This is a genomic window from Roseinatronobacter thiooxidans (assembly GCF_001870675.1).
Classification (GTDB): domain Bacteria; phylum Pseudomonadota; class Alphaproteobacteria; order Rhodobacterales; family Rhodobacteraceae; genus Roseinatronobacter; species Roseinatronobacter thiooxidans.
The window spans coordinates 38,223-61,066 of record NZ_MEHT01000044.1 but is presented as its reverse complement, the minus strand read 5'-3'; the positions used below and the strand labels follow the sequence as shown (position 1 = coordinate 61,066).

At 60.3% G+C, this 22,844-nt stretch carries 27 protein-coding genes; 9 read left to right on the top strand and 18 right to left on the bottom strand.

Annotated elements, in window-relative coordinates; genetic code table 11:
* Positions 1-18: 18 nt before the first annotated feature.
* From BG455_RS12580 to rpsF, 5 genes are all read right to left on the bottom strand, one after another.
* Entirely contained in the window at positions 19-1,065 is a 1,047-nt protein-coding gene (locus BG455_RS12580) for a YeeE/YedE family protein (protein ID WP_071470348.1), read from the bottom strand.
* Between the two features lie 84 nt (positions 1,066-1,149).
* Positions 1,150-1,485 carry an ArsR/SmtB family transcription factor gene (locus tag BG455_RS12575; RefSeq protein WP_071470587.1) on the bottom strand — a complete coding sequence of 112 codons (336 nt, stop codon included), beginning with the start codon at positions 1,483-1,485 and terminating at the stop codon, positions 1,150-1,152.
* Positions 1,486-1,785: 300 nt separating this feature from the next.
* The gene (rplI, locus tag BG455_RS12570) at positions 1,786-2,403 is read right to left on the bottom strand and encodes a 50S ribosomal protein L9 (RefSeq protein ID WP_071470347.1); all 618 of its coding nucleotides are present in this window, start codon (positions 2,401-2,403) and stop codon (positions 1,786-1,788) included.
* A 12-nt stretch (positions 2,404-2,415) separates the two neighbouring features.
* Complete coding sequence (rpsR, locus tag BG455_RS12565; protein ID WP_025061827.1) at positions 2,416-2,643, bottom strand: 30S ribosomal protein S18; 228 nt, start codon at positions 2,641-2,643, stop codon at positions 2,416-2,418.
* 14 nt (positions 2,644-2,657) lie between these two features.
* Positions 2,658-3,035: a 30S ribosomal protein S6 gene (gene rpsF, locus BG455_RS12560; protein ID WP_071470586.1), complete on the bottom strand. Its 378-nt coding sequence runs from the start codon at positions 3,033-3,035 to the stop codon at positions 2,658-2,660.
* A gap of 260 nt (positions 3,036-3,295) precedes the next feature.
* Between rpsF and BG455_RS12555 the strand changes: the two genes are divergently transcribed.
* Complete coding sequence (locus BG455_RS12555; RefSeq protein ID WP_071470346.1) at positions 3,296-3,868, top strand: biotin transporter BioY; 573 nt, start codon at positions 3,296-3,298, stop codon at positions 3,866-3,868.
* Between the two features lie 36 nt (positions 3,869-3,904).
* Here the strand turns inward: BG455_RS12555 and BG455_RS12550 are convergent, their stop codons facing one another.
* From BG455_RS12550 to radA, 4 genes are all read right to left on the bottom strand, one after another.
* A complete protein-coding gene (locus BG455_RS12550) occupies positions 3,905-4,339 on the bottom strand; it encodes a DUF1284 domain-containing protein (RefSeq protein ID WP_084386380.1) in 435 nt (144 codons plus the stop codon).
* On the bottom strand, positions 4,336-5,790 hold the full coding sequence (gene purF / locus BG455_RS12545; protein ID WP_071470345.1) for an amidophosphoribosyltransferase: 1,455 nt from the start codon (positions 5,788-5,790) through the stop codon (positions 4,336-4,338). The genes BG455_RS12550 and purF overlap by 4 nt, the downstream gene beginning before the upstream one ends.
* A 78-nt stretch (positions 5,791-5,868) precedes the next feature.
* Positions 5,869-6,420, bottom strand: coding sequence for a CvpA family protein (locus BG455_RS12540; protein WP_071470344.1), 552 nt, complete (start codon positions 6,418-6,420; stop codon positions 5,869-5,871).
* 27 nt (positions 6,421-6,447) lie between these two features.
* The gene (radA, locus tag BG455_RS12535) at positions 6,448-7,806 is read right to left on the bottom strand and encodes a DNA repair protein RadA (protein ID WP_071470343.1); all 1,359 of its coding nucleotides are present in this window, start codon (positions 7,804-7,806) and stop codon (positions 6,448-6,450) included.
* Positions 7,807-7,941: 135 nt separating this feature from the next.
* Here radA and BG455_RS12530 point away from each other — a divergent pair, with 135 nt between their 5' ends.
* From BG455_RS12530 to BG455_RS12520, 3 genes are all read left to right on the top strand, one after another.
* The gene (locus BG455_RS12530; protein WP_071470342.1) at positions 7,942-9,165 is read left to right on the top strand and encodes an acyl-CoA dehydrogenase; all 1,224 of its coding nucleotides are present in this window, start codon (positions 7,942-7,944) and stop codon (positions 9,163-9,165) included.
* A 115-nt stretch (positions 9,166-9,280) separates the two neighbouring features.
* The gene (locus BG455_RS12525) at positions 9,281-9,940 is read left to right on the top strand and encodes a GntR family transcriptional regulator (RefSeq protein ID WP_071470341.1); all 660 of its coding nucleotides are present in this window, start codon (positions 9,281-9,283) and stop codon (positions 9,938-9,940) included.
* Between the two features lie 76 nt (positions 9,941-10,016).
* Positions 10,017-11,411, top strand: a complete 1,395-nt coding sequence (locus tag BG455_RS12520; protein WP_071470340.1) for an aspartate aminotransferase family protein — start codon at positions 10,017-10,019, stop codon at positions 11,409-11,411.
* On the opposite strand, the gene BG455_RS12515 is transcribed toward BG455_RS12520, so the two are convergent.
* Positions 11,408-12,730: an NAD(P)/FAD-dependent oxidoreductase gene (locus tag BG455_RS12515; RefSeq protein WP_071470339.1), complete on the bottom strand. Its 1,323-nt coding sequence runs from the start codon at positions 12,728-12,730 to the stop codon at positions 11,408-11,410. The two genes, BG455_RS12520 and BG455_RS12515, sit on opposite strands and share 4 nt — an antisense overlap.
* 58 nt (positions 12,731-12,788) lie before the next feature.
* On the opposite strand from BG455_RS12515, the gene speB reads away from it, so the two are divergent.
* The gene (speB, locus tag BG455_RS12510; RefSeq protein ID WP_071470338.1) at positions 12,789-13,763 is read left to right on the top strand and encodes an agmatinase; all 975 of its coding nucleotides are present in this window, start codon (positions 12,789-12,791) and stop codon (positions 13,761-13,763) included.
* Positions 13,760-14,224: a DUF1499 domain-containing protein gene (locus BG455_RS12505; RefSeq protein WP_084386378.1), complete on the top strand. Its 465-nt coding sequence runs from the start codon at positions 13,760-13,762 to the stop codon at positions 14,222-14,224. Before speB ends, BG455_RS12505 begins: the two co-directional genes overlap by 4 nt.
* Here the strand turns inward: BG455_RS12505 and BG455_RS12500 are convergent.
* Together BG455_RS12500 and BG455_RS12495 are read right to left on the bottom strand one after the other, a co-directional pair.
* Positions 14,214-14,822, bottom strand: a complete 609-nt coding sequence (locus BG455_RS12500) for a COG3650 family protein (protein ID WP_071470583.1) — start codon at positions 14,820-14,822, stop codon at positions 14,214-14,216. The genes BG455_RS12505 and BG455_RS12500 overlap by 11 nt on opposite strands.
* Positions 14,823-14,901: 79 nt before the next feature.
* Positions 14,902-15,399, bottom strand: coding sequence for an Lrp/AsnC family transcriptional regulator (locus BG455_RS12495; protein ID WP_071470337.1), 498 nt, complete (start codon positions 15,397-15,399; stop codon positions 14,902-14,904).
* A gap of 203 nt (positions 15,400-15,602) precedes the next feature.
* On the opposite strand from BG455_RS12495, the gene BG455_RS12490 reads away from it, so the two are divergent.
* Entirely contained in the window at positions 15,603-16,412 is an 810-nt protein-coding gene (locus BG455_RS12490; protein ID WP_071470336.1) for a ferredoxin--NADP reductase, read from the top strand.
* Between the two features lie 91 nt (positions 16,413-16,503).
* Here BG455_RS12490 and BG455_RS12485 read toward each other — a convergent pair whose 3' ends face one another.
* From BG455_RS12485 to BG455_RS12475, 3 genes are all read right to left on the bottom strand, one after another.
* Positions 16,504-17,205, bottom strand: coding sequence for a corrinoid protein (locus BG455_RS12485; protein WP_071470335.1), 702 nt, complete (start codon positions 17,203-17,205; stop codon positions 16,504-16,506).
* 154 nt (positions 17,206-17,359) lie between these two features.
* A complete protein-coding gene (gene bmt / locus BG455_RS12480) occupies positions 17,360-18,391 on the bottom strand; it encodes a betaine--homocysteine S-methyltransferase (RefSeq protein WP_071470334.1) in 1,032 nt (343 codons plus the stop codon).
* 175 nt (positions 18,392-18,566) lie between these two features.
* Positions 18,567-18,878 carry a DUF1476 domain-containing protein gene (locus tag BG455_RS12475; RefSeq protein ID WP_071470582.1) on the bottom strand — a complete coding sequence of 104 codons (312 nt, stop codon included), beginning with the start codon at positions 18,876-18,878 and terminating at the stop codon, positions 18,567-18,569.
* A gap of 170 nt (positions 18,879-19,048) precedes the next feature.
* Here BG455_RS12475 and purC point away from each other — a divergent pair, with 170 nt between their 5' ends.
* Together purC and purS are read left to right on the top strand one after the other, a co-directional pair.
* Positions 19,049-19,810: a phosphoribosylaminoimidazolesuccinocarboxamide synthase gene (purC, locus tag BG455_RS12470; protein WP_071470333.1), complete on the top strand. Its 762-nt coding sequence runs from the start codon at positions 19,049-19,051 to the stop codon at positions 19,808-19,810.
* Positions 19,811-19,821: 11 nt separating this feature from the next.
* Positions 19,822-20,061, top strand: a complete 240-nt coding sequence (gene purS / locus BG455_RS12465) for a phosphoribosylformylglycinamidine synthase subunit PurS (RefSeq protein ID WP_071470332.1) — start codon at positions 19,822-19,824, stop codon at positions 20,059-20,061.
* 26 nt (positions 20,062-20,087) lie between these two features.
* Here purS and BG455_RS12460 read toward each other — a convergent pair whose 3' ends face one another.
* The 3 genes from BG455_RS12460 to coaBC are packed head-to-tail and all read right to left on the bottom strand — an operon-like array spanning position 20,088 to position 22,813.
* On the bottom strand, positions 20,088-21,158 hold the full coding sequence (locus tag BG455_RS12460) for a HesA/MoeB/ThiF family protein (protein WP_071470331.1): 1,071 nt from the start codon (positions 21,156-21,158) through the stop codon (positions 20,088-20,090).
* Complete coding sequence (gene dut, locus BG455_RS12455; protein ID WP_071470330.1) at positions 21,159-21,626, bottom strand: dUTP diphosphatase; 468 nt, start codon at positions 21,624-21,626, stop codon at positions 21,159-21,161.
* Entirely contained in the window at positions 21,623-22,813 is a 1,191-nt protein-coding gene (coaBC, locus tag BG455_RS12450; protein ID WP_071470329.1) for a bifunctional phosphopantothenoylcysteine decarboxylase/phosphopantothenate--cysteine ligase CoaBC, read from the bottom strand. Before coaBC ends, dut begins: the two co-directional genes overlap by 4 nt.
* Positions 22,814-22,844: the final 31 nt, after the last annotated feature.

Below are 22,844 nucleotides of genomic sequence, written 5' to 3'. Positions count from 1 at the left end.
CGGCGCGCGCAACATGGGTCAGGCCGATTGGAACCCGCGCAACAACTGGCGCAACCCGAACATGGCCCCCGCAACGATGCTGACAAAAACCAGCGGGGCCGAGAAGGCCAGTGTTGCCATGGCCGATGCGCCTTGGCCGATGGAGCAGCCGACAGCAATCACCCCGCCCACGCCCATAAGGCAGGCCCCTGCCACCTGCCGGCCCAGTTCGCGCGGGTCTTCGCAGGCTTCCCAGCGAAAGCGCCGGCGCCATGCCGCCGCAAAGGCTGCGCCCGCGACAACGCCCACGACAGACCCGACCGCGAAATTCAGCCCGCCCGCGCTGGATGTCATCAGATACAGGATCGTGCGGCCCAGCGGTGCCGTGAAGGTGAACCCCTCTACCGGCACAGCATCGAGGGTTTCCAGACGCAAGACCGATGTGGCGATGAAGGCATAGGCAAGCGACAGCCCCACCACAACGCCCCATCCGATTGTGCGCGGTGCGTGGCGCAGATGCGGATGCGCCAGCCCAAACCCTATCAGCGCCAGTGCAACAGGCACTGCAACCACCAGCGGCGACAGGCCCGACATCGCGGCGAAAGCATGCGCAAAGCCCTGCGGGCCTTCAGCCTCCAGCTGTGGAAAAAGGGCCGTGCGCAGCGGCGAAAGCGGGCCTGCAAGGGCTATGAAACCCGAGACTGCCATGATCATCACAATCAGGAAAGACCGCAGATCGCCGCCCCCCAGCCGCACCAATGCCCCAAAGCCGCAATTTCCGGCAAGCGCCATGCCATAGCCAAACAGCAACCCGCCGAAAATGGCCGCCAGCGGGTTGAACGCGATCTGATGGTAGGGGCTTTCGCCAATAAGCGCAAAACCCATCGCTTCGGCGAAAAACACCGCCAGAATGGCAACCCCAAGCACCACACCCCAAAGCCGCGCGCGGCGCTGGTCGCCGCCATAGGCCGCACTTTCAATGGCATTCAATGTGCAGAAATCGCCCATGCGGGCTGCGTAGCCAAGGGCTATTCCCCCCACCATGCCAGCCCCACCAGCCATCACCGAAGGTGAGAGTTCCCACATCGATATTCCTCCCGCAGGTGGCCCGGATATCAGACCTGCCTTGTGCCTGACTATAGCCAAGCACTGCAACGGGGTCACGGAAAATCAGGGCTTGGCTTGTGCGCAGAACATCTCGTAGACAACGCCGATCAGACGTGCCGCTTTCGGGTCATGCAGCGCGTAATAGATTGTCTTGCCATCTCTGCGACAGGACACAATCCCCTCAAGGCGCAGACGCGCCAGTTGCTGGCTGACGGCGGCCTGACGCGAGTGCAACAGATGCTCCAGTTCGGTGACGGATTTCTCGCCCGAGGACAGATGACACAGAATCATCAGCCGTCCTTCATGCGCCAGTGCTTTTAGAAAACACGACGCCGCCTGCGCCTGTTCCACCATATCGACGGGCGCCAGTTCGGAGTGGTGCCCCTCATCATCGCGCATGGGCGCATCGCGTTCTGCGGTTTCGGTATCGGCAAGGTCGTGGTCAAGCGACATGGTCTATTCCTGTCGAGAACGGCCTTCGCGGCTGGCCTATGGGATTAGATACGTTCAATTAGCTGAATATGTATGGTGATTGGCCTGTCTGGACAAGCATTCAAAATGCAAAAAAGCTGAAAATCACGCCCAAAGGTGCCGATTTGATACAAATTTCCGCAGATTCGTCGGGATTTGGGATAATCTTCCAAAATAATGCCCGCCAAACAGGCGGGCATTATGCATTTTTCACGGCATCGCCCGGGTTCAGGCGTCGCGTGGGTCATCATTGCGGCCTTGGCCGCGTGGATCTTCGTCGTCATCCATGCCCGCAGCGCCGATATCATCGAACAGTTCCGAGATTTCAAATTCGGCAGCAGCTTCTTCTTCTGCGGCCAATTCCTGAATCGACTTGCCCGAAGCTTGCAGCTGCGCTTCTTCTGCCGAACGTGCCACGTTCAGTTCGACCTCAACCTCGACTTCGGGGTGAAGGTTGATCAGGGCTGTGTGCAGACCCAGCAGCTTGATCGGCTTGGTGATAACGATCTGGCGCTTCTCAACCTTGACGCCAGCTTCTGCCAGCAGATCAGCCACATCGCGCGGGCTGACCGACCCATACAGCGCACCACCGTCAGAGGCCTGACGGATCACGACATATGTTTCCCCTTCCAGACGCGCGGCAACGGCCTGCGCTTCTTTGCGGGTTTCAAGGTTCTGGGTTTCCAGCTCTGCCTTGCGCACTTCAAACGACTTGATATTGTCGTTGGATGCACGCAGGGCTTTGCCCTGTGGCAGCAGGTAGTTGCGCGCATATCCGGGCTTGACGTTGACAACGTCGCCCATCTGGCCAAGCTTGGCCACGCGTTCCAAAAGGATAACTTGCATGTCTCGTTCTCCTTATTTCACAGCGTAGGGCAGCAGGGCCAGGAACCGTGCGCGCTTGATGGCGCGGGCCAGTTCACGCTGCTTCTTTGCCGAAACGGCAGTAATGCGCGAAGGCACGATCTTGCCACGCTCCGAGATGTAGCGTTGCAGCAGGCGCGTGTCTTTATAGTCAATCGCGGGCGCGTTATCGCCAGAGAATGGGCAGACCTTGCGGCGGCGGAAAAACGGTTTTGTAGCCATGATTCAGATCTCCTTCACGATGCCCGACGACGTGGTTCACGGTCGCCACGGTCGCCGCGCTCACGGTCGTCACGCTTTTGCATCTGGGCCGAGGGGCCTTCTTCATGCGCATCCACCTTGATGGTCAGCACGCGCATCACATCATCATGCAGACGCATCAGGCGTTCCATTTCTTGAACAGCGCTGGCAGGTGCATCGGTTCGCAAAAAGGCATAATGCCCCTTGCGGTTTTTGTTGATCTTGTAGGCCATCGTTTTGACGCCCCAATACTCGTGATCCACGAGTGTCCCGCCGTTATCGGTCAGGACAGCGCCAAAATGTTCGATCAACGCTTCGGCCTGTGTGTTCGACAGGTCCTGACGCGCGATCATGACATGCTCGTATAGCGGCATGCGATCTCCAATCTGTGTCATAGGTGCATTTCAAAAGACAGGAACACCCCTTCCACCCCTGCCTACGAGAGCTGCACCGGTTCCAAACTTGGCGGAAGGTTGGCGCGCTCATAGCCGCTTCGGGCCACAAGCGCAAGGGAAAGGGGCTATATCGCGGCAGTCGGCAGGCCATGTCTGCGCGAACACCACAGCATACTCTTGCCACGCAGGCTGTGCTGTCGCATAAAGCAGGAAATAGGCTTCAACAAAAGGGGTCCGACATGGCTCATACTACTCCCTTGGTCACAGCGCTTGGCGGCAATGATACGATTGCGCGCAAAGTGGCAATGGTTCTGTCCGGCTCGCTTCTTGTGGCGGCGGCAGCGCAGGTCAGCGTGCCGATGTTCCCAGTGCCGATGACACTGCAAACACTGGCAATCATGCTGATCGGCCTGACCTATGGCGCACGGCTGGCCGGGGCCACACTGGTGGCCTATCTGGGGCAGGGCGCAATGGGCTTTCCTGTGTTTGCGGGCGGCGCGTTCGGGCTTGCACCGCTGATGGGGCCGACAGCGGGCTTTTTGTTCGGCTTTGTCGCGATGGCATTTGTCATGGGCTGGCTGGTCGAGCGGGGCCTGTCCAAAGGTTTTGGGCTGTTTGCGGCCGCTTTGCTTGCGACAGCGGTTTTGTTCGTGCCCGGTGTGCTGTGGCTGTTTGCGGCAACCCCGCTGGACCTTCAGGGCGCATTCATGGCGGCGGCTGCACCGTTCCTGCTGGGCGAAGTGGTCAAGGCTGCAGTTGCAGCGCTGATCGTCACGGGGGCCTTTGCTGCCCTGAAATCGCGCCTTGGCTAATTGGGCCGAAGATTTCGGAATTGAAACGGGCGGGGGTTAACCCCGCCCTTTTTCTGTCTGGCCAGTGTGAAGCGTGCGCAACGCAGCCTCGCACAGGCCGAGTTCCAGCCATTGGCAGCCCTTGCATAGCTGCGCCAGTGACCCCGGCGGTACCTGCGCCACAATCCGAGCCTGCGCGTCAGCCCATGTCAGGCAATCCCCATCCGCCACGGACAGCGCGCGTGCATGGCGCATGTCCAAGGCTGCAATCTTGCCCGCTTTCTCGCAGGACTGGCCGCGCTTGTGCGGGCAGGGGGCGCAGATACTGTCGGCTTGAAATGTGACTTCAATCTTGACCGCGCCACCATCCGGTGCACGCAGTCGCTTCACGATCCCCGCCATATTGGCGGTGAAGCGGTCGGAATAGCCCTTGCCCTGAAACCCCAGCGCACACAGGAAATGATGCGGGCGGAAGGTGACGCTTGCGCTCATTCCGCCGCTTGTTTGGGGGTGAAACCACGCTCGATCATGTCATGCGGCGCGACAGGGTATTCCCCCGAGAAGCAGGCATCGCAATATTGCGGGCAGGCGCTGTTGCGGCCCCCTGCTTCGCCCGCCGCACGGTACAACCCGTCAAGGGTCACGAATTTCAGGCTGTCCACGCCGATATGATCGCGCATTTCTTCTTCGGACATGTTCGCGGCCAGCAGCTTTTCGCGCTCTGGCGTGTCCACACCGTAGAAACACGGCCAAGCCGTGGGCGGCGAGGCGATGCGGAAATGCACCTCTGCTGCGCCTGCCTCGATGATCATTTCCTTGATCTTCTGGCTGGTGGTGCCGCGCACAACGGAATCGTCCACCAGAATGATCCGCTTGCCGCGAATAAGCGCGCGGTTCACATTCAGTTTCAAGCGCACGCCCATAGACCGGATCGCCTGCGACGGCTCGATAAAAGTGCGGCCCATATATTGGTTTCGCGTGATCCCCAGCGCGAAGGGGATGCCGGATTCCTGACTAAACCCAATCGCGGCAGGCGTGCCGCTATCGGGGACAGGGCAGACCATATCGGCCTCGACCGGCGCTTCGCGGGCCAGTTCCACACCAATCTGGCGGCGGGTTTCATAGACCGAGCGGCCCCCGAAAAAGCTGTCAGGGCGCGAGAAATAGACATGTTCAAAGATGCAAAAGCGTGATTTCTGCGCGGCAAAGGGCTGGACGCTTTCCACACCCTTGTCGCTGATCACAACCATCTCGCCCGGTGCAATCTCGCGCTCGAACTCGGCCCCGATGATGTCCAGCGCGCAGGTCTCGGATGCCAGCACCCAGCCCTGATGTAACCGGCCCAGCACCAGCGGGCGCACGCCTAGCGGGTCGCGCACGCCAATCAGCTTGGTGCGCGTCATGGCGACGATGGAAAACGCGCCTTCCGCGCGGCGCAGCGCGTCTTTCATTCGTTCGGGAATCGTTTTCTGGAACGACCGCGCCATCAGATGGATCAGGCATTCGCTGTCCGAACTGGATTGAAAGATCGAGCCGCGCTCGATCAACTCGCGCCGGATCGCATCGGCATTGGTGATATTGCCGTTATGCGCAAGCGCCGCACCGCCCATCGAAAACTCGCCAAAGAAAGGCTGCACATCGCGGATTTGCGTGGCCCCTTTGGACCCGGCGGTGGAATAGCGCACATGCCCGATCCCGATAGAGCCGGGCAGCGATTCGATCACACCTGTTTTGGTGAAATTGTCGCGCACCAGCCCGAATCTATGGGCAGAATGAAAGCCGGTGTCAGGATGGTGGGTGATGATCCCGCCCGCTTCCTGACCGCGATGTTGCAGGGCGTGCAGGCCAAGGGCTACGAAATTCGCCGCATCCTCAACCCCGATACACCCAAAAACGCCGCATTCTTCACGCAGCTTGTCGTCATCGAACGGATGGCTGAGCATGGAGCACTCGCATGTCATTTGCAGATGCGGCCCTCCTAACGCATCTGGCAGGCACTGTCACGCGCCGAACGCAAGGGATCACCGACAATTGGCAACCAAATCTTCATATTTCTGAACCAGCCAGTTCGGGGCGTCATCTGGCACGGCCTCGTTCAGGTTGCCCGAAAGCTGCGCAAACACGGATGCAGAGCGCGATTGTTCAACCTGTTCAACCGATCCCGCTGGAACCGCGCGGTCAAAGACCAGCAGGGCAATGGCCACAAGCAAAATTCCGCGCGCGATGCCAAACAGGAAGCCCGCACCCTGATCAATGCCGCCAAGCGCGGAATTGCGTACAAAAGATGAAAACAACGGCGTGAACAGCGAGGCAAGCACCAACACCACTGCGAAGACCACCGCAAAAGAGGCAATGACCGTCAATTCGCAGCTATCGCCCAGAAAGCTGCCCAAATAGGGGATTTCGCGCACAAGGGGCTGCACCGCAGGGGCCAGGATATATGCCAGCACTGCGGCTGCGACCCACCCCAGAATCGCCATCGCCTCTCGCATGAAGCCGCGCGAATAGGCCAGAATGCCCGATACGATTATCACCACCGCAACGCCTGCATCGACGATATTAAAGCCTTCCATGCCCGTCTCCTATACCTTGCGCCACACTCAACCGGCGCCAAAAATCTGCCCGACAACTTCTGCCAGATCGGGCATTTCCTTCAAAACAATTCCCGGTGTTGAGGCAGGTTTCAGTAGCCGGGGCGCAATAGCTGCGCAGAAACCAAGTTTTTGCGCTTCTTTCAACCTGTTTTCGGTCTGGTTAACGGGTCTGAGAGCGCCAGACAGGCTGATTTCACCAAAAACCACTGTGTCGGCTGGCACTGCGATGTCTTCGCGCGCCGATAACAGCGCGCAGGCAATTGCCAGATCGGCGGCAGGTTCATGCACGCGGATACCGCCCGCGACATTCAAAAACACATCCATCCCCGCAAAAGGAATGCCGCAACGCGCCTCCAACACTGCCAGAATGGTGGACAGGCGCGCCGAATCCAGCCCCACCACAGTCCGGCGCGGCGTGCCAAGGGTAGAAGGGGCAACCAGCGCCTGAATTTCGGTCAGCAAGGGGCGCGTGCCCTCGATTCCGGCAAAAACAACAGAACCGGGGGCAGGGGTGCCGCGTTCGGACAAAAACAGCGCCGACGGGTTGGCAACCTCGGCCAGCCCCGCGCCCGTCATCTCGAATACGCCAATTTCATCGGCAGGGCCAAAACGGTTCTTGACCGCGCGCAAGATTCGGAACTGGTGCCCGCGCTCGCCCTCGAAATACAAGACCGTATCGACCATATGTTCAACCACGCGCGGCCCTGCGATCTGGCCTTCCTTGGTGACATGGCCCACCAGCACCACCGACACGCCGCGCCGTTTGGCGAAACTGACCAGCTCATGCGCTGCCGCCCGCACCTGAGAGACGGAACCGGGTGCCGAATCGACCGTATCCAGCCACATTGTCTGGATCGAATCGATCACCACCAGATCGGGGCGTTCTGCGTCCAGCGTAGACAGGATATCGCGCAGGCTGGTTTCGGCCCCCAGTTGCACCTTGGCCTGCGACAACCCCAGCCGCGCGGCCCGCAGCCGGACTTGCGCCGCCGCCTCCTCGCCCGAGATATACATGCAGTTCAGGCCGGAATTGGCGAAAGCGGCCACCGCTTGCAGCAAAAGTGTGGATTTGCCGATACCGGGGTCACCGCCCACCAGAATGGCCGATGCTGCAACCAGCCCGCCGCCCAACACGCGGTCCAGCTCGGCGATATTGGACGCGCTGCGCGGGGGGGGTGCTTCCGAGTCGGCAAGCGTGCTGAGTGCGATGCTGCGCCCCTTGCCCACCCGTGTGCCCGGCCCTTTGGACAGGGGCTGATCCTCGACAATGCTGTTCCATGCGCCGCAAGCTTCGCAACGCCCCGCCCATTTGCGGTGGGTTGCGCCACAGGCGGTGCAAGAGAATTGGGGAAGTGCTTTGACCATGGCGCGTTATTACAATCGTTGCGCGCCATCGCAAGCACCATCGCGCCTGCACGAAATCACACGCCATCACCTTTCTTATGGGGGCAAGCTTCTATATATCTCTTCCTGACCGATACGCGACGCAAGGAGGTTGCCATGCCACTCGATAAACCCGCCCTGAAGGCCAAAGATGCCCCCGATCTGGGCAAATTCGTCTGGGAAGATGCGCTGCGTCTGGAAAGCCAGCTGACCGAGGATGAACGCATGCTGCGCGATGCGGCCGCCGGTTTTGCGCAATCCACCCTGCAACCGCGCGTCATCGCAGCATACCGCAATGAGACATCGGCCCCCGAATTGTTCGCCCTGATGGGCGAGGCGGGCTTGCTGGGCGCAACCTTGCCCGAAGAATATGGCGGGCTTGGCGCGTCCTATGTCACCTATGGCCTGATCGCGCGCGAGATTGAGCGCGTGGATTCGGGCTACCGGTCGATGATGTCGGTGCAATCGTCTTTGGTGATCTATCCGATCTATGCCTACGGGTCGGAAGAGCAGCGCCAGAAATACCTGCCCGGACTGGCCTCGGGGGCGCTGATTGGCTGTTTCGGGCTGACCGAACCCGATGCAGGCTCGGACCCCGCAGGCATGAAAACCCGCGCCGAAAAAACCGCGACCGGCTACCGGCTGACCGGCGCCAAGATGTGGATCTCGAACAGCCCCTTTGCCGATGTTTTTGTGGTCTGGGCCAAATCCGACGCACATGGCGGCAAAATCCGCGGCTTTGTGCTGGAAAAAGGCACGAAAGGGCTGTCTGCGCCCAAGATCGAGGGCAAACTGTCGCTTCGCGCCTCGACCACCGGCGAGATTGTGATGGACGGGGTTGAGGTGGGCGAGGATGCGCTGCTGCCCTATGTCGAAGGGCTGAAAGGGCCATTTGGCTGTCTGAACCGCGCGCGTTATGGCATTGCATGGGGGGTGATGGGGGCGGCAGAGTTCTGCTGGCACGCCGCGCGCCAATACGGGCTGGACCGCAAGCAATTCGACAAGCCCATCGCACAGACCCAGCTTTTCCAGAAAAAGCTGGCCGATATGCAGACAGAAATTACCCTTGGCCTGCAAGCGGCCTTGCAAGTGGGGCGGCTGATGGACGAGGCGCAGGGCGCGCCCGAAATGATCAGTCTGATCAAGCGCAACAATTGCGGCAAGGCGCTGGAGATTGCGCGCATGGCCCGCGACATGCATGGCGGCAATGGCATCGCGGAGGAATATCAGGTTATCCGCCACATGATGAATCTGGAGACCGTGAACACATATGAAGGCACACATGATATTCACGCGCTGATTTTGGGCCGCGCGCAGACCGGGTTGCAGGCGTTTTTCTGAATGCATTTGCAGGACGGGGCAATATGGAAGCGCCGGGCCTGTGTCCGGCGTTTTTTGAGTATTTGGAGCAAGAAAATGAATACTGTGGCATCTGGGGATTTTGGGGCCGTGACGCATGAATGACCGTCTGCCCGCGCATCAGATCGCATATGAGCGGTTGCGTGACATGGTGTTGTTTGGCGACCTTGCACCCGGTGCCGCAGTGACGATTGAAGGGTTGGTAGGCCAGTTGGGCTTGGGGATGACCCCTGTGCGCGAGGCAATCCGGCGCTTGATCGCCGAAGGCGCGCTGCACCTGTTGGGCAATCGTCGGGTTTGCGTGCCGCGTCTGGATATGGGCGCGCTGGAAGATCTGGGTTATGCGCGCGAGGCGGTCGAGGTGAGGCTTGCGCAAAAGGCGCTATTGGACTGTGATATGGCGGTTCTGGGGCAATTGCGTGCGATTGATGCGCGTCTGGACCGCGCGATTGCGCGCGGGGATATACCAGCCTATTTGCGCGAAAACCACGGGTTTCATTTCACCCTCTATGCCTGTGCAGGCGCGCAGGTGCTGGAGGCGCTGGCGGCGTCTTTGTGGCTGCGCTTTGGCCCGTCATTGCGTGTGGTGTGTCTGGGCGCGCCATTGCGCCAGCCCGACAACCACAAACGCGCGCTGGCGGCGATTGAAGCGGGCGATGGCGCGGCATTGTCGGATGCGATTTCTGCCGATATCGCGCAAGGGGTGGCCAATATTCGCGCAGGGCTGGATGCGGGGCTGTTCGGCGCGCCGCAATAATTTGATCAAATTGCTTGACGCGACTTTGGCGCGGCGTATCCTGTCGCGTAAATCTGCGTTGAAAAGGTAAATTCACATGACATTAAGCAACACTGCGCCGACTGCTGAATTGCAGGCGCTGGATGCGGCCCATCACATGCACCCTTTCACCGCAAACGGGGCTTTGGGCGCGAAGGGCGCGCGGATCATCACACGCGCCAAGGGCGTGCGCCTGACAGATAGCGACGGGGCCGAGCTGATTGACGGTATGGCAGGCCTGTGGTGTGTCAATATCGGCTATGGGCGCGAGGAACTGGCCGAGGCGGCGGCGCGCCAGATGCGCGAGCTGCCCTATTACAACACTTTCTTCCAGACCAGCCATGTGCCCGCCCTGACGCTGGCGGCCAAACTGGCAGAGCTTGCGCCGGGCGATCTGAACCATGTGTTTTTCGCCTGCTCCGGTTCAGAGGCGAATGACACCAATATCCGCATGGTGCGCCAGTATTGGGCGCTGAAAGGCCAGCCCGCGCGCCGCACGATCATTGCGCGCCATAACGGATATCACGGCTCGACCATGGGGGGGGGCAGTCTGGGCGGTATGGCGGGCATGCATGCGCAAGGCGGGCTGCCAATTCCGGGCATCGTGCATATCGACCAGCCCTATTGGTGGGGTGAGGGAGGCGAGATGACGCCCGAGGCTTTTGGTCTGGCCCGCGCGCGCCAGCTGGAGGAGAAAATCCTTGAGCTGGGCGCCGAAAACGTCGCCGCCTTTATTGCCGAGCCGGTGCAAGGGGCAGGGGGGGTCATCATCCCGCCCGACAGCTACTGGCCCGAAATCCAGCGTATTGTGGACAAATACGGCATCTTGCTGATCGCGGATGAGGTGATCACCGGCTTTGGCCGCCTGGGCCATTGGTTCGGGTCGCAAAGCTATGGTATCCGCCCGCATATCATGACCATCGCCAAGGGGCTAAGTTCGGGCTACCAGCCCATCGGCGGCTCGATCGTGTGTGACGAGGTGGCGCATACCATTGCGCAAGACGAGTTCAACCACGGCTATACCTATTCCGGCCATCCTGTTGCGGCCGCGGTCGCGCTGGAAAATCTGCGCATATTGGAAGAGGAAGGAATTATTGCGCGCGTGCGGGCCGAGGCGGCACCCTATCTGGCGCAGGCATGGGGGGCGCTGGCGGATCACCCGCTGGTGGGCGAGGCTGTCTCGCGCGGGATGATGGCCAGCCTTGCGCTGACGCCGGACAAGGCCAGCCGCGCGCGCTTTGCTGCAGAGGCAGGGACTGTGGGATATATTGCGCGCGAATATTCCTTTGGCAACAATCTGGTCATGCGCCATGTGGGGGACCGATTGATCATCGCGCCGCCCTTGGTGATCTCGACAGATGACATGGATGCATTGGTCGCACGGGCGCGCAAGACGCTGGACCAGACCCATGCGCATTTGCAGCGCGAGGGGATGTTGCAAGCCGCAGCTTAATTCGGGCGCGCGCGCATCGGGCCATCGACCAGCCCAGCTAGGGCCATGTCCGCAGCCAGTGCCCATTTGCGCGGGGCCACAAAGCGCGGGGGCGGGCGGCGCACAAGGGCAGGGGGTGCGCCCGCATCGCCCATAATGGCGCGCGCCGCACAGCGCCCCCCTTCGGATGCCGCCGCCACCCCGTTGCCATGCCAGCCAAGCGCCAGCCAAAGCCCCTCTGCCCCCGGCACCGGGCCGATATAGGGCGCGCGAGAGGCCGTCAGGCAGACCAGCCCGTTCCATGCAAATTCGGTTTCCGCCTGACGGAACTGCGGGAAGATCAGGTCAAACTCTGCCCGCGCGCGCTGGCCAAAGCGCGCGACAGAGGCCGGTTCAAACGACAGCCCCCCGCGCGCGCCGAACATCAGGCGGTTATCCGGCAACAGGCGGAAGTAATGCAGCAGGATGCGGTCGTCATAGGCCATCAGATGCCGCGTCCAGCCCTGTGCCTGAAGCTCTGCCTTTGTCAGGGGGCGTGTTACCAATATGTTCGAGATGGCAGGCAGAATGCGCCGCGCAAGCCACGGGACAAGGCGCTCGTCGCTATAGCCGTTGCTGGCAATCAGCACTTGCCGCGCAACAACCGCCCCTGTCGCAGTGCTCAGCCGCCAACCCTCGGGATTTGGCGCAATCTGCGTCACGCGGCTTTCGCCATGCAGCCGCACGCCCGCCTGTTGCGCCGCGCGTGCCAGCCCTGTGGCATAGGCATACGGGTGCAGGCCAAAGCCCTGCGGAACATATCGACCGCCCAAGTAGGTGCCGGTGTTCAGTCCTTGCGCGCACAGATCATCGCGGTCCAGCAGCGCGCCGCCCTGTGGCAGTGGCTGTGTTCGCATCTGCGCCCATGCGCGGGGGGTTGCGGCAAGCAACATCTCGCCCGGCTCGGTCGTTTGCGCGTCAATCTGGTAGCGCGCCAGATTGCCCTTCACCCGTGCGATGGCGGCATGTTCAAACCTGTCCCAATCCTGCGCTGCATCCCGCCCCATGCGCCGCGTGATCTGGCCCGCATCCAGCCGCGCGCCGCCAAGGCAGCAAAACCCCCCATTGCGCCCCGAGGCACCCCAGCCGGGTTGGGCGGCTTCCAGCACGACGACATTTGCGCTGTGGTCCTCGACCAGTTCCAGCGCGGCATTCAGCCCCGCATAGCCTGCGCCGATTATGGCCACATCCGCGCGCGTCTGGCCGTCCAGCGGCGGAAAACCGGGCAGGCGGGCGCTGGATGCACGCCAATAGCTGTCTGGCCATGTCGTGGGCTCATACCCTGTCGCTTCATACAGCATTTGCTTGTCCTTCGGCCTTTTGGCAGAGATAACTGAAGTCAGGGCAGAGGAAAACAAAATGGCATTCGAAAAACCCGGCACCGAAGTTGACGGCGCGTTTCAGCGGCAAGCGTTGCAAGGGCTGGCCTTTGAAAACACATTTGGCGGCGCGACCAGCTTCTTGCGGCGCAGATATACCAAGGATTTGACAGGCGTTCATTTGGCGGTCACCGGCGTGCCTTTCGATCAGGCCACGTCGCACCGTCCCGGCACACGCATGGGGCCGCGCGCGATCCGAGAGGCCAGCAGCCTGCAACCCTGCTACCCGCCCTATGGCTGGGGGTTCGACCCGCTGACAGAGTATAGCATCATCGATTACGGTGATCTGGCCTTTGACTTTGCCCGCATTCAGGACTTCCCCGAAACCCTGCGCGCGCATATTGCCACGATCCTTGACGGGGGCGCGGGCACGCTTGTGCTGGGGGGGGATCATTACATCACCCTGCCCATTCTGCGCGCCCATGCGGCAAAGTTCGGCCCGCTTAGTGTGATCCAGTTCGATGCCCATTCCGACCTCTGGCCCGATGATGACCCCGCGCGCATCGACCATGGCACGATGATGTATAAGGCGGTGCGCGAAGGGCTGGTCAATCCGGCCACGTCGGTCCAGATCGGGATTCGCACCGAATGCGCGGATTATCTGGGCCTGCATGTGATCGACGCGTTCGAGGCGCATGAGATCGGGCCAAAGGCGGTGGCGGCAAAGCTGCGCGCCATCGTGGGGCAGACGCCATGCTACCTGAGTTTCGATATTGACGCACTCGATCCCGCCTTTGCGCCCGGAACCGGCACCCCTGTCTGGAACGGCTTGACCCCCAATCAGGTGGCCGTCATCCTGCGCGAATTGTCAGGGATCAACATGAAGGGTGGCGACGTGGTCGAAGTGTCACCCGGCCATGACCCTGCGGGCGTGACCGCGATTATGGGCGCGCATGTGGGCATGGAGTTGATTTGCCTCTATTGTCGGGGTTTGCAGGAAAAGGGCTGCGCATGATCAAGCTTATACTTCTGGGGGCTGTGGTGGCCGCTGTGGCGCTTGCGGCTTATATCCGCCTTGCCCCGTCAGACCCTGCGCGCTGGCACGAAGACCCGCGCCTTGTGTCGCGGCCCGGCACGCCGAATTTTCACCTGATCCGCATGGTGGGGGGCGACGCCATGCCACAAGTGTTTCAGATGCCCCCCGACGCCTTGGCCGCGCGGCTGGATGAAGTGGCGCGCGCAGACGGGGCTACGCTACTTGCAGGGTCTGTGGAGGCGCATCACATGACCTATGTCACGCGCACCCCCCTGATGGGCTTTCCCGATTACACCTCGATCCTGATCGAACCGGCAGGCGAGGGGGCCATGCTGCTGGGCTTTGCGCGGGCGCGCTTTGGCCATTCCGACATGGGCAATAACCGCGCGCGGTTAGAGCGGTGGATCGCCGCGCTGGACCGTCCCGCGCTTAGCGACTAAGCGTGCAACACCCGCTGCGCAGGGGCGCGTCGGGCGCGGTCATCAGGCTGATCGCCAGCCCGTATGAGCGGTCGCTCATCCCGTCATTGCAGCTTGCGGGGTAGATAAAGGCCGTTGCCTGCCCGCCGATCCCGCCCATATGCACCATGCGCCGCAGATCATCTGCAATGCCGCTATCTTGTGCAATCCACACGGGCATATCCTGACCGGGCGCATCTGGCGTGTCATAATGCAAGGCACCACCAATGTTCGAGGCAGACCAGAACGGCTCGGTGCCAAAGCAAAACAGCCCGTCGGGCAGGTTGTAATTGTCAATATGTACCCCGCGCGCGCTCATATAGCGCAGATTGACCCAGCCCGCTCCTTCGCCACTGTTCACACGCCCCCAATTGCCAGTTTCGTTGCCTTCCACGACTTCGATGCTTTGCGCATCATGCGCCAATGTGCCGATAATCGCGGCGCTGGCTGATGGCTCTGCGCGGATGTTCAGCGCATCACTGGCGGCCACATCCTGCACATCATACAATTGCGGAAACGGTTGGGCCTGTGCGGCGCCCAATGTGGCCATGAAAATGAAAGGGGCCAAAAAATAGCGCATCGCGCCCTCCTGCATGTTTAAACGCCCTCAGCATAGGCCAGATCATGCAATCTGCCATCGGGTTTATGCGCCGCGCCGATCAGCTTTTCGTGTGCTCAAGCGGCAATTCGGTTGTGAATTTGATCTCTTCCATCGACAGCAATGCGGTGACATTGTGAATCGTCACCTCTGAGATCAGCGCCTGATAGAAGCGGTCATAGGCCCGTGCATTGGGCACGCGCACTTTCAGCAAATAGTCGATATCACCTGCAAGCCTGTGGGCCTCCATCACCTCTGGTCGGGCGCGCACGGCATGCAGAAACCGCGCCTGCCAGTCGGCCTCATGCGCCGAGGTGCGCACCAGAACGAAGAAACAGGCCTCCAGCCCCAGCGCCTCCGGGTCCAGCAGCACAGTGTCGCGCGTGATAATGCCCGCCTTGCGCAATTTTCGGATGCGATTCCACACAGGTGTCTTGCTGGAACTGACCTTGCGCGCGATATCATCCAGTGACTGGCTGGCATCTTGTTGCAATTCTATCAGAATCCGGCGATCCAATTCATCCAGATCATGGGCCACTTGCGTAATCCTTTCTATCATTTCGCAGGTGGATAGAAAATTATTCTGATATTTGCAAGGTGACTGCAAGGGTTGTGGAATTATATTTTACATGCGCGGCGATTTATGAAAAAGCCCTGACTTGATCTTGATGTGAATCAAGGCGTAAATACGCCGTGACAGATAGCCAAGGCCAAATGCCCCGCGCAGGATGATGCGCCACCTTTCAAGGGAAAGCAGACCGAATGACCGAACATAGCGCAATCGCCCCCAAACCGACCCCCACTTTGCCAGATGCGCAAACCGTCACATCGGTGACCCATTACACCGACCATCTGTTTGCCTTTCGCTGTACACGGCCCCGGTCTTTGCGGTTCCGCTCGGGGGAGTTTGTCATGATCGGATTGCTGGGCGACAATGGCAAACCCCTCTTGCGCGCCTATTCCATCGCATCGCCGTCTTGGGATGAGGAGTTGGAATTCTATTCCATCAAAGTGCCTGACGGCCCGCTGACATCGCGCTTGCAGCACATCCAGCCCGGGGATGACCTGATCTTGCGGCCCAAGCCCGTGGGCACGCTGGTGCTTGATGCGCTGCTGCCGGGCAAGCGGTTGTGGATGCTGGCCACAGGCACGGGCATCGCGCCTTTCGCCTCGCTGCTGCGCGACCCAGAGACATGGGAGAAATATGAGCAGGTCATCGTCATGCATACCTGCCGCGAGGTGGCCGAACTGACCTATGGCCGCGATCTGATCGAAGCGCTGCCGGATGACCCGCTGATTGGCGAATTGGTGGGCGACAAGCTGCTGTATTACCCCACCACCACGCGCGAAGACAGCGTGCGCATGGGGCGTGTGACTGACAATCTGTCTTCTGGCAAAGTGTTCACCGACCTGAACATCCCGCCCCTTGACCCAAGCATAGACCGCGCGATGGTCTGCGGCTCGCTTGGCTTCAACCTAGATATCAAGAAAATCCTTGAAGATGCGGGCCTGAATGAGGGGGCGAATTCGTCGCCTGCCGAATATGTCGTCGAAAAAGCCTTTGTGGACTGAACGACAGCTTCATTTTCTTGCCAAAAATACTCAAAAAAGCGGGCTGACCATCGGTCAGCCCGCTTTCAATTTCAAAACCACCAGCCAGAATTCAGCCAGCCGCCATCTGGTTATGCTTGCGCTGCACGAATTCTTTGGCCGTCTCGACCGCGACTGCGGCATCGCGGCAATAGGCATCTGCCCCGATTGCGCGGCCAAACTCTTCGTTCAGGGGCGCGCCACCCACCAAGACGATGTAATCATCGCGCTTTTTCTGTGCGATCAGCGTGTCGATCACGACCTTCATATAGGGCATGGTTGTGGTCAGAAGTGCGGACATGCCCAGAATGTCGGGCTGTTCCTTTTCCAGCGCATCCAGATAGCTTTCAACCGAGTTGTTGATCCCCAGATCAACAACCTCAAACCCTGCGCCTTCCATCATCATGGCGACAAGGTTTTTGCCGATATCATGAATATCGCCCTTCACAGTGCCGATCACCATCTTGCCCATGCGCGGCGCGCCGGTTTCGACCAGCAGCGGCTTGAGGATGAACATGCCGCCCTTCATTGCATTGGCGGCCAGCAGCACTTCGGGCACAAACAGAATGCCATCGCGGAAGTCGTGGCCGACAATCGTCATGCCCGCCACCAGCGCTTTGGTCAGAATATCATAGGGCGTCCAGCCGCGTTCGAGAAGAATGTTCACACTCTCCTCAATCTCTTCTTTCAGACCATCATACAGGTCATCCATCATCTGTTCGACAAGTTCTTCGTCAGACAGATCAGCGAGGATGATGTCGTCTTCTTCAGACATGAAAGCAACCTTTCAAGGCATGCCGGTAGGGGCGGTTAAACTATGGACTGCATCCGCTTTCGGACAAAATGCCGCATGGCACTGTCCCAATTGCGACATGGGCCTGCGTTCAGACGACGCGTGCCCACAGAATTATGACGAAACGTCGGTCAAGTTACGCATCGCTGCGGCGGCGCCGTCCGCTTGTGCGCGCGGCGCGTGCTGTGGTGTCGCCGCCCTCTTCGGTGCCATCAACCGCCGAGGAGAACCCGCCAAGCGCCTGCGTAATCGCCTCTAGCGACGGGCGCGGGCCGGGGGCGCGGGTTTCCAACGCCTCGCGCATGGCGCGCAGGTGGTTGGGCATGGTGCCACAGCATCCGCCAATAATGCGCGCGCCGCAATCGCGGGCCAGCACCGCATAATCGGCCATAAGCGCGGGCGTGCCGTCATAATGGATATGCCCGTCATGGTATTTCGGAATGCCTGCATTGCCCTTGGCGATGATGGGCAGCTCGCTGTCCGCCTCGACAAAGCCCAGCACTGTGCGCAGCAGGTCAGACGCGCCGACCCCGCAATTTGCGCCAAATGCCAATGGCTTGTGTTTCAGCTTATGCACCATCTGCGACATCGCGGCAGAGGTGACACCCATCATCGTGCGCCCGGCCGTGTCGAAACTCATCGTGCCGCACCATGGCATGCCTGCCAAAGCGGCGGCTTCGGCAGCCGCTTTGTATTCTTCGGGGGCCGAGATCGTCTCGACCCATAGCACATCCGCCCCGCCTGCCTTCAGCCCTTCGGCCTGTTCGTGGAACATCTCGACAGCCAGTTCATGCGTCAGCGACCCCATCGGGGCCATTATGTCACCCGTAGGCCCGACAGAGCCTGCGACAATCACCCGACGCCCGGATTTATCCGCAATCTCGCGCCCCAGTTCCGCGCCGGCCTTGTTCAATTCATGCACGCGGCTTTGCGCGTCATGCAACTTCAAGCGGCTGGCATTGCCGCCGAATGTATTGGTCAGAAACAGGTCCGAACCGGCCTCGACCGCGTTACGATAGAGGGTAAGGATTTTGTCCTGTGCATCGACATTCCACAATTCCGGCGCATCGCCAGAGGCCAGCCCCATATTGAACAGATTGGTTCCTGTCGCGCCATCGGCCAAAAGCCAGTCACGCTGTGCCAGCAGTTCTGTGAATGCGTTGCTCATCTCATGCCTTTCACGGTCATCTAACGCAAGGCTGCGGCCTTGCGTCGATTTCCCTGTTACCTGTCACAGCCTTAAGGGTGAAGCAAATTCATATTCTGCATAAGGATCATGAGAAAGCTTCATCTACGAACGCAAGTGCGCTGGTTTTGTCTGATGGTGCGAGAGCACCGCAGGTTCACCCCTCGGACAGTTCCGCTTTCGCCTCGGACAAGAATTCGTCCATCTTGGCGCGGATCAACGCCTCGTCAGCATGTGCGCCCAGATCGGCAGAGACTTTGCGCACCACATCTTCGTGCCCCGCTTCCTCAAAATCCGAGCGGATCACCTCCATCGCGTAATCTTCTGCATCTTGCGCGGTTTTGCCCAACAGGCCCGCGGCCCAAAGGCCAAGTTTCTTGTTGCGGCGCGCAACTGCCTTGAACATCATTTCCTGATCATGGGCATATTTGTTTTCGAATGCGCGTTCACGCTCGTTGAAGGTGCTCATATCCTGCCTCGCTATGGTCAAAAGGTTTGTTGAAATATGGCCCTTGCCGCCCTGCGCTGCAAGGTTAAATCCCGCCTCCCGCATGCAAACAGCTGTCCTTGCGGTGTTGACACGGCTGGGCTATAGGGCAGCACAGCATTGCGTCACCCCCAGCAGAACCGGAGAGCTTGATGGCACGCCGCACCAAAATTTACGAAGGCAAAGCCAAGATCCTGTATGAAGGCCCAGAGCCGGGGACGATGGTGCAGTATTTCAAGGATGATGCCACCGCCTTCAATGCCGAGAAGCGTGACGTGATCGAAGGCAAGGGCGTGTTGAACAACCTGCTTTCCGAATTCTTCATGACCGGCCTTGGCCAGATCGGCGTGCCAACGCATTTCTTGAAGCGCATCAACATGCGCGAGCAACTGATCCGCGCAGTCGAGATTATTCCGCTGGAAGTGGTGGTGCGCAATATCGCTGCGGGATCAATGTCCAAGCGTCTGGGGATTGAGGAAGGCACGCCGCTGCCGCGCCCAATCATTGAATTTTATTTCAAGGATGACGCGCTTGGCGACCCGCTGGTGACCGAAGACCAGATTCTTGCCTTCAACTGGGCCAGCCATCAGGATCTGGACGACATGGTCGGTCTGGCCGTGCGCGTCAACGATTTCATGTCGGGCGTGATGATGGCTGTGGGAATCAAGCTGGTCGATTTCAAGATCGAGATTGGCCGCCAGTTTGACGGCGAGATGCAGCGCCTGATCGTGGCAGATGAAATCAGCCCCGATTCGTGTCGCCTGTGGGACATGAAAACCGGCCAGAAGCTGGACAAGGATGTGTTCCGCCGCGACCTTGGCAGCCTGACAGATGCCTATTCCGAAGTTGCGCGCCGTTTGGGGGTTATGCCCAAATCGCCCACCCCTATTGTAAAACCCAAGTTGATGAATTGAGAGGCGTACCCATGAAACTGCGTGTATTTGTAACCCTGAAACCCGGTGTATTGGACCCGCAGGGCGAGGCGATCCGCCACGCCTTGGCGGCATTGGGCTTTGAGGGGGTGAATGGCGTGCGTCAGGGCAAGATGATCGAACTGGACCTGACCGAAGGGGACGCGGATAAAGCCAACGAGCAGGCGCGCAACATGTGCGACAAGCTGCTGGCAAATACCGTGATCGAAAGCTACCGGATAGAACCTGCCTGAAGGCAGCCCCCCGCACGCCCCCCGAATTATTCGATCGGGGTAGCCTCGGGGTGATCGACCTTTTTCTGACAGCAATTGCACTCTGCGCGCCGCGTGATCCTCACGCTGCGCGTTTCTGCATAGAGCGCGTCATATATCAGCAAGCGCCCCCGCAGCCCTGTGCCTGCACCCGTAATTTCCTTGATCGCCTCTAGCGCCATCATCGCGCCCAGCACACCGGGCAGGGGTGAAATTACACCCGCTTCAGCGCAAGACGGGGCCAGACCGGGGGCAGGGCGGTTTGGAAACAGGCACTCGAAACAAGGGGCATTATTTGCGGGGTCATATAGGCTGATCTGCCCTTCCCACTGTGTGATCGCTGCTGAAATCAGGGGCGTGCCTGCCGCGACAGCGGCGCGGTTGACCAGATAGCGCGTGTCGAAATTATCAGTCCCATCTAGGATAAGATCATATTCGGCAAACAAGTCCGCCGCAATTTCTGGCGTCAGTCTGCGCTGATAGGGGCGCACTGTGATAAACGGGTTCAGCGCCATCATCGCCGATTGCGCAGAAAAGACCTTGGGCGTGTCGATCGTCTCATCCCGGTGGATGATCTGGCGTTGCAGGTTTGACCCATCGACCAGATCATCGTCAATAACCCCAATCGTACCCACACCAGAGGCGGCCAGATACAGCAAAGCCGGAGAGCCCAAGCCCCCCGCGCCGATCACCAGCACCTTTGCGGCCTTCAGTTTCCGCTGCCCAGTTCCGCCGATTTCGCGCAGGATGATGTGGCGGGCATAGCGGTTCAACTCTGCCTCTCGAAAGGCGGTTGGCGCCGCTGTGGCCGACGCTGGGGCCTGTGCCGTGCGCCTGCGCAGACGTGCTACAAAATGCGAATAGCCGTAGCCCAGACCTGCCACACCGCCCAGAACCAGCCATGGCCGCGCATCGCCGCCTGTCGCCTGTCGGATCTCGGCGCTTTCTGGCAAGACCAGCTGCGCCAGTACCACCGCGACATAAACCAATCCGATCATGACCAGACGCGCGCGCACAGGCGTTTTCATCACCCAGCCCAGCGCCCAAAGCGCGGCCATCAGAAACAGAACAAACCCCATTTATTTCAACCCTGTAGAGCCGTAGCCGCCTGTACCGCGCGGCGTCTCGTCCAGTGTGCCCACCACCTGAAATCTGGCCTGCACGACAGGGGCGATAATGATTTGCGCAATCCGCGCGCCATGTTCCACCAAAAACGGCTCTGCGCCCAGATTGATCAGGATCACCCCGATGGGGCCGCGATAGTCGCTGTCTATAGTGGCAGGCGCGTTGGGCAGGGCAATCCCGTCGCGCAACGCCAGACCAGAGCGCGCGCGGATCTGCATCTCGAACCCGTGCGGAATCTCGACCGCCAGCCCTGTGGGCACCACGACACGCCCCATTGGCGCAATTGTCATGCCGTCAATGCGCGTCTCTCGCGGCAGATTGGCGCGGATATCCGCGCCCGCAGCCCCCGCAGTGGCATATTCGGGCAAGGGCACTGCCGGGTCACTGTCGGGCAGGCGCAGGAAGTTCACGATCACGCTCATGCCAAAGCCTCGGCAATGCGCGCGGCAAGCCTGCGCGCGACTTCCTGTTTGGGCAGCGAGGGCCAATCTTCGTGTCCTGCCTCGGAAATCAGGTGCACAGTGTTGTTGGCACCGCCCATGATGCCCGTCGCGGGCGAGACGTCATTGGCCACGATCCAGTCGCACCCTTTGCGCTGCCGCTTTGCGGTGGCATGGGCGATGACATTTTCTGTCTCTGCGGCGAAGCCCACAACCAGTCTTGGCCGCTTGGCATGGGCGCAAACAGTTTTCAGAATGTCAGGGTTTTCAGAAAGTTTTATTTCTGGAAGGGCGTGCGCGTTTTTCTTGATCTTCTGCGCGACATCGTTTTCCACCCGCCAATCGGCCACCGCCGCCGCAAACACGGCAGCATCGACAGGCAATGCCGCTTCGACCGCCAATAACATCTCGCCTGCGGTTTCAACGCGGTGCAGGTGCACACCGTCCGGCGGGGGCACTGTGGCGGGACCAGTCACAAACACCACCTCTGCCCCCAGATCGCGCAGTGCTGCGGCCAAGGCCGTACCCTGCGCCCCTGATGACCGGTTGGCGATGTAGCGCACGGGGTCAATCGGTTCATGTGTCGGGCCAGATGTGACCAGCACGCGCTTGCCTGCCAGCGGCCCTGTCCCAAGGCGCGCAGCGATGGCGGCCAAAATCTCGTCAGGTTCCGCCATCCGCCCCGGCCCATATTCGCCGCATGCCATATCGCCGCTATTGGGGCCAACAACCGCCACCCCATCGGCGCGCAACTGCGCCAGATTGCGCTGCGTGGCCGCATGGGTCCACATGCGCAGGTTCATGGCCGGTGCAATCAGGACGGGTTTGTCTGTGGCCAGAAGCAGCGTTGTCGCCAGATCATCGGCATGACCGCCTGCCATTTTCGCCATCATATCCGCAGTTGCGGGGGCAACCACCAGCAGGTCAGCGGCGCGCGACAGTTGGATATGGCCCATCTCTGCCTCATCCTTCAGGTCAAAGAGGTTCTGATACACCTGTGTTCCCGCCAAGGCCGCCACTGAAAGCGGCGTCACGAATTCTGTGCCCGCGCGCGTTATGACAGGGATCACCTCGGCCCCTGCACGGCGCAACTGGCGGATCAGATCAAGGCATTTATATGCCGCAATCCCCCCACCAATAATCAGCGTGACGCGTTTTCCGGCCAGCATGGCACTGCCTCTTGCATGATGAACTTCGCCC

Coding starts and splice junctions, on each gene's coding strand:
- BG455_RS12580 (WP_071470348.1), bottom strand. CDS start 1,065: ATGTGGGAACTCTCACCTTCGGTGATGGCTGGTGGGGCTGGCATGGTG.
- BG455_RS12575 (WP_071470587.1), bottom strand. CDS start 1,485: ATGCGCGATGATGAGGGGCACCACTCCGAACTGGCGCCCGTCGATATG.
- rplI (WP_071470347.1), bottom strand. CDS start 2,403: ATGCAAGTTATCCTTTTGGAACGCGTGGCCAAGCTTGGCCAGATGGGC.
- rpsR (WP_025061827.1), bottom strand. CDS start 2,643: ATGGCTACAAAACCGTTTTTCCGCCGCCGCAAGGTCTGCCCATTCTCT.
- rpsF (WP_071470586.1), bottom strand. CDS start 3,035: ATGCCGCTATACGAGCATGTCATGATCGCGCGTCAGGACCTGTCGAAC.
- BG455_RS12555 (WP_071470346.1), top strand. CDS start 3,296: ATGGCTCATACTACTCCCTTGGTCACAGCGCTTGGCGGCAATGATACG.
- BG455_RS12550 (WP_084386380.1), bottom strand. CDS start 4,339: ATGAGCGCAAGCGTCACCTTCCGCCCGCATCATTTCCTGTGTGCGCTG.
- purF (WP_071470345.1), bottom strand. CDS start 5,790: ATGCTCAGCCATCCGTTCGATGACGACAAGCTGCGTGAAGAATGCGGC.
- BG455_RS12540 (WP_071470344.1), bottom strand. CDS start 6,420: ATGGAAGGCTTTAATATCGTCGATGCAGGCGTTGCGGTGGTGATAATC.
- radA (WP_071470343.1), bottom strand. CDS start 7,806: ATGGTCAAAGCACTTCCCCAATTCTCTTGCACCGCCTGTGGCGCAACC.
- BG455_RS12530 (WP_071470342.1), top strand. CDS start 7,942: ATGCCACTCGATAAACCCGCCCTGAAGGCCAAAGATGCCCCCGATCTG.
- BG455_RS12525 (WP_071470341.1), top strand. CDS start 9,281: ATGAATGACCGTCTGCCCGCGCATCAGATCGCATATGAGCGGTTGCGT.
- BG455_RS12520 (WP_071470340.1), top strand. CDS start 10,017: ATGACATTAAGCAACACTGCGCCGACTGCTGAATTGCAGGCGCTGGAT.
- BG455_RS12515 (WP_071470339.1), bottom strand. CDS start 12,730: ATGCTGTATGAAGCGACAGGGTATGAGCCCACGACATGGCCAGACAGC.
- speB (WP_071470338.1), top strand. CDS start 12,789: ATGGCATTCGAAAAACCCGGCACCGAAGTTGACGGCGCGTTTCAGCGG.
- BG455_RS12505 (WP_084386378.1), top strand. CDS start 13,760: ATGATCAAGCTTATACTTCTGGGGGCTGTGGTGGCCGCTGTGGCGCTT.
- BG455_RS12500 (WP_071470583.1), bottom strand. CDS start 14,822: ATGCGCTATTTTTTGGCCCCTTTCATTTTCATGGCCACATTGGGCGCC.
- BG455_RS12495 (WP_071470337.1), bottom strand. CDS start 15,399: ATGATAGAAAGGATTACGCAAGTGGCCCATGATCTGGATGAATTGGAT.
- BG455_RS12490 (WP_071470336.1), top strand. CDS start 15,603: ATGACCGAACATAGCGCAATCGCCCCCAAACCGACCCCCACTTTGCCA.
- BG455_RS12485 (WP_071470335.1), bottom strand. CDS start 17,205: ATGTCTGAAGAAGACGACATCATCCTCGCTGATCTGTCTGACGAAGAA.
- bmt (WP_071470334.1), bottom strand. CDS start 18,391: ATGAGCAACGCATTCACAGAACTGCTGGCACAGCGTGACTGGCTTTTG.
- BG455_RS12475 (WP_071470582.1), bottom strand. CDS start 18,878: ATGAGCACCTTCAACGAGCGTGAACGCGCATTCGAAAACAAATATGCC.
- purC (WP_071470333.1), top strand. CDS start 19,049: ATGGCACGCCGCACCAAAATTTACGAAGGCAAAGCCAAGATCCTGTAT.
- purS (WP_071470332.1), top strand. CDS start 19,822: ATGAAACTGCGTGTATTTGTAACCCTGAAACCCGGTGTATTGGACCCG.
- BG455_RS12460 (WP_071470331.1), bottom strand. CDS start 21,158: ATGGGGTTTGTTCTGTTTCTGATGGCCGCGCTTTGGGCGCTGGGCTGG.
- dut (WP_071470330.1), bottom strand. CDS start 21,626: ATGAGCGTGATCGTGAACTTCCTGCGCCTGCCCGACAGTGACCCGGCA.
- coaBC (WP_071470329.1), bottom strand. CDS start 22,813: ATGCTGGCCGGAAAACGCGTCACGCTGATTATTGGTGGGGGGATTGCG.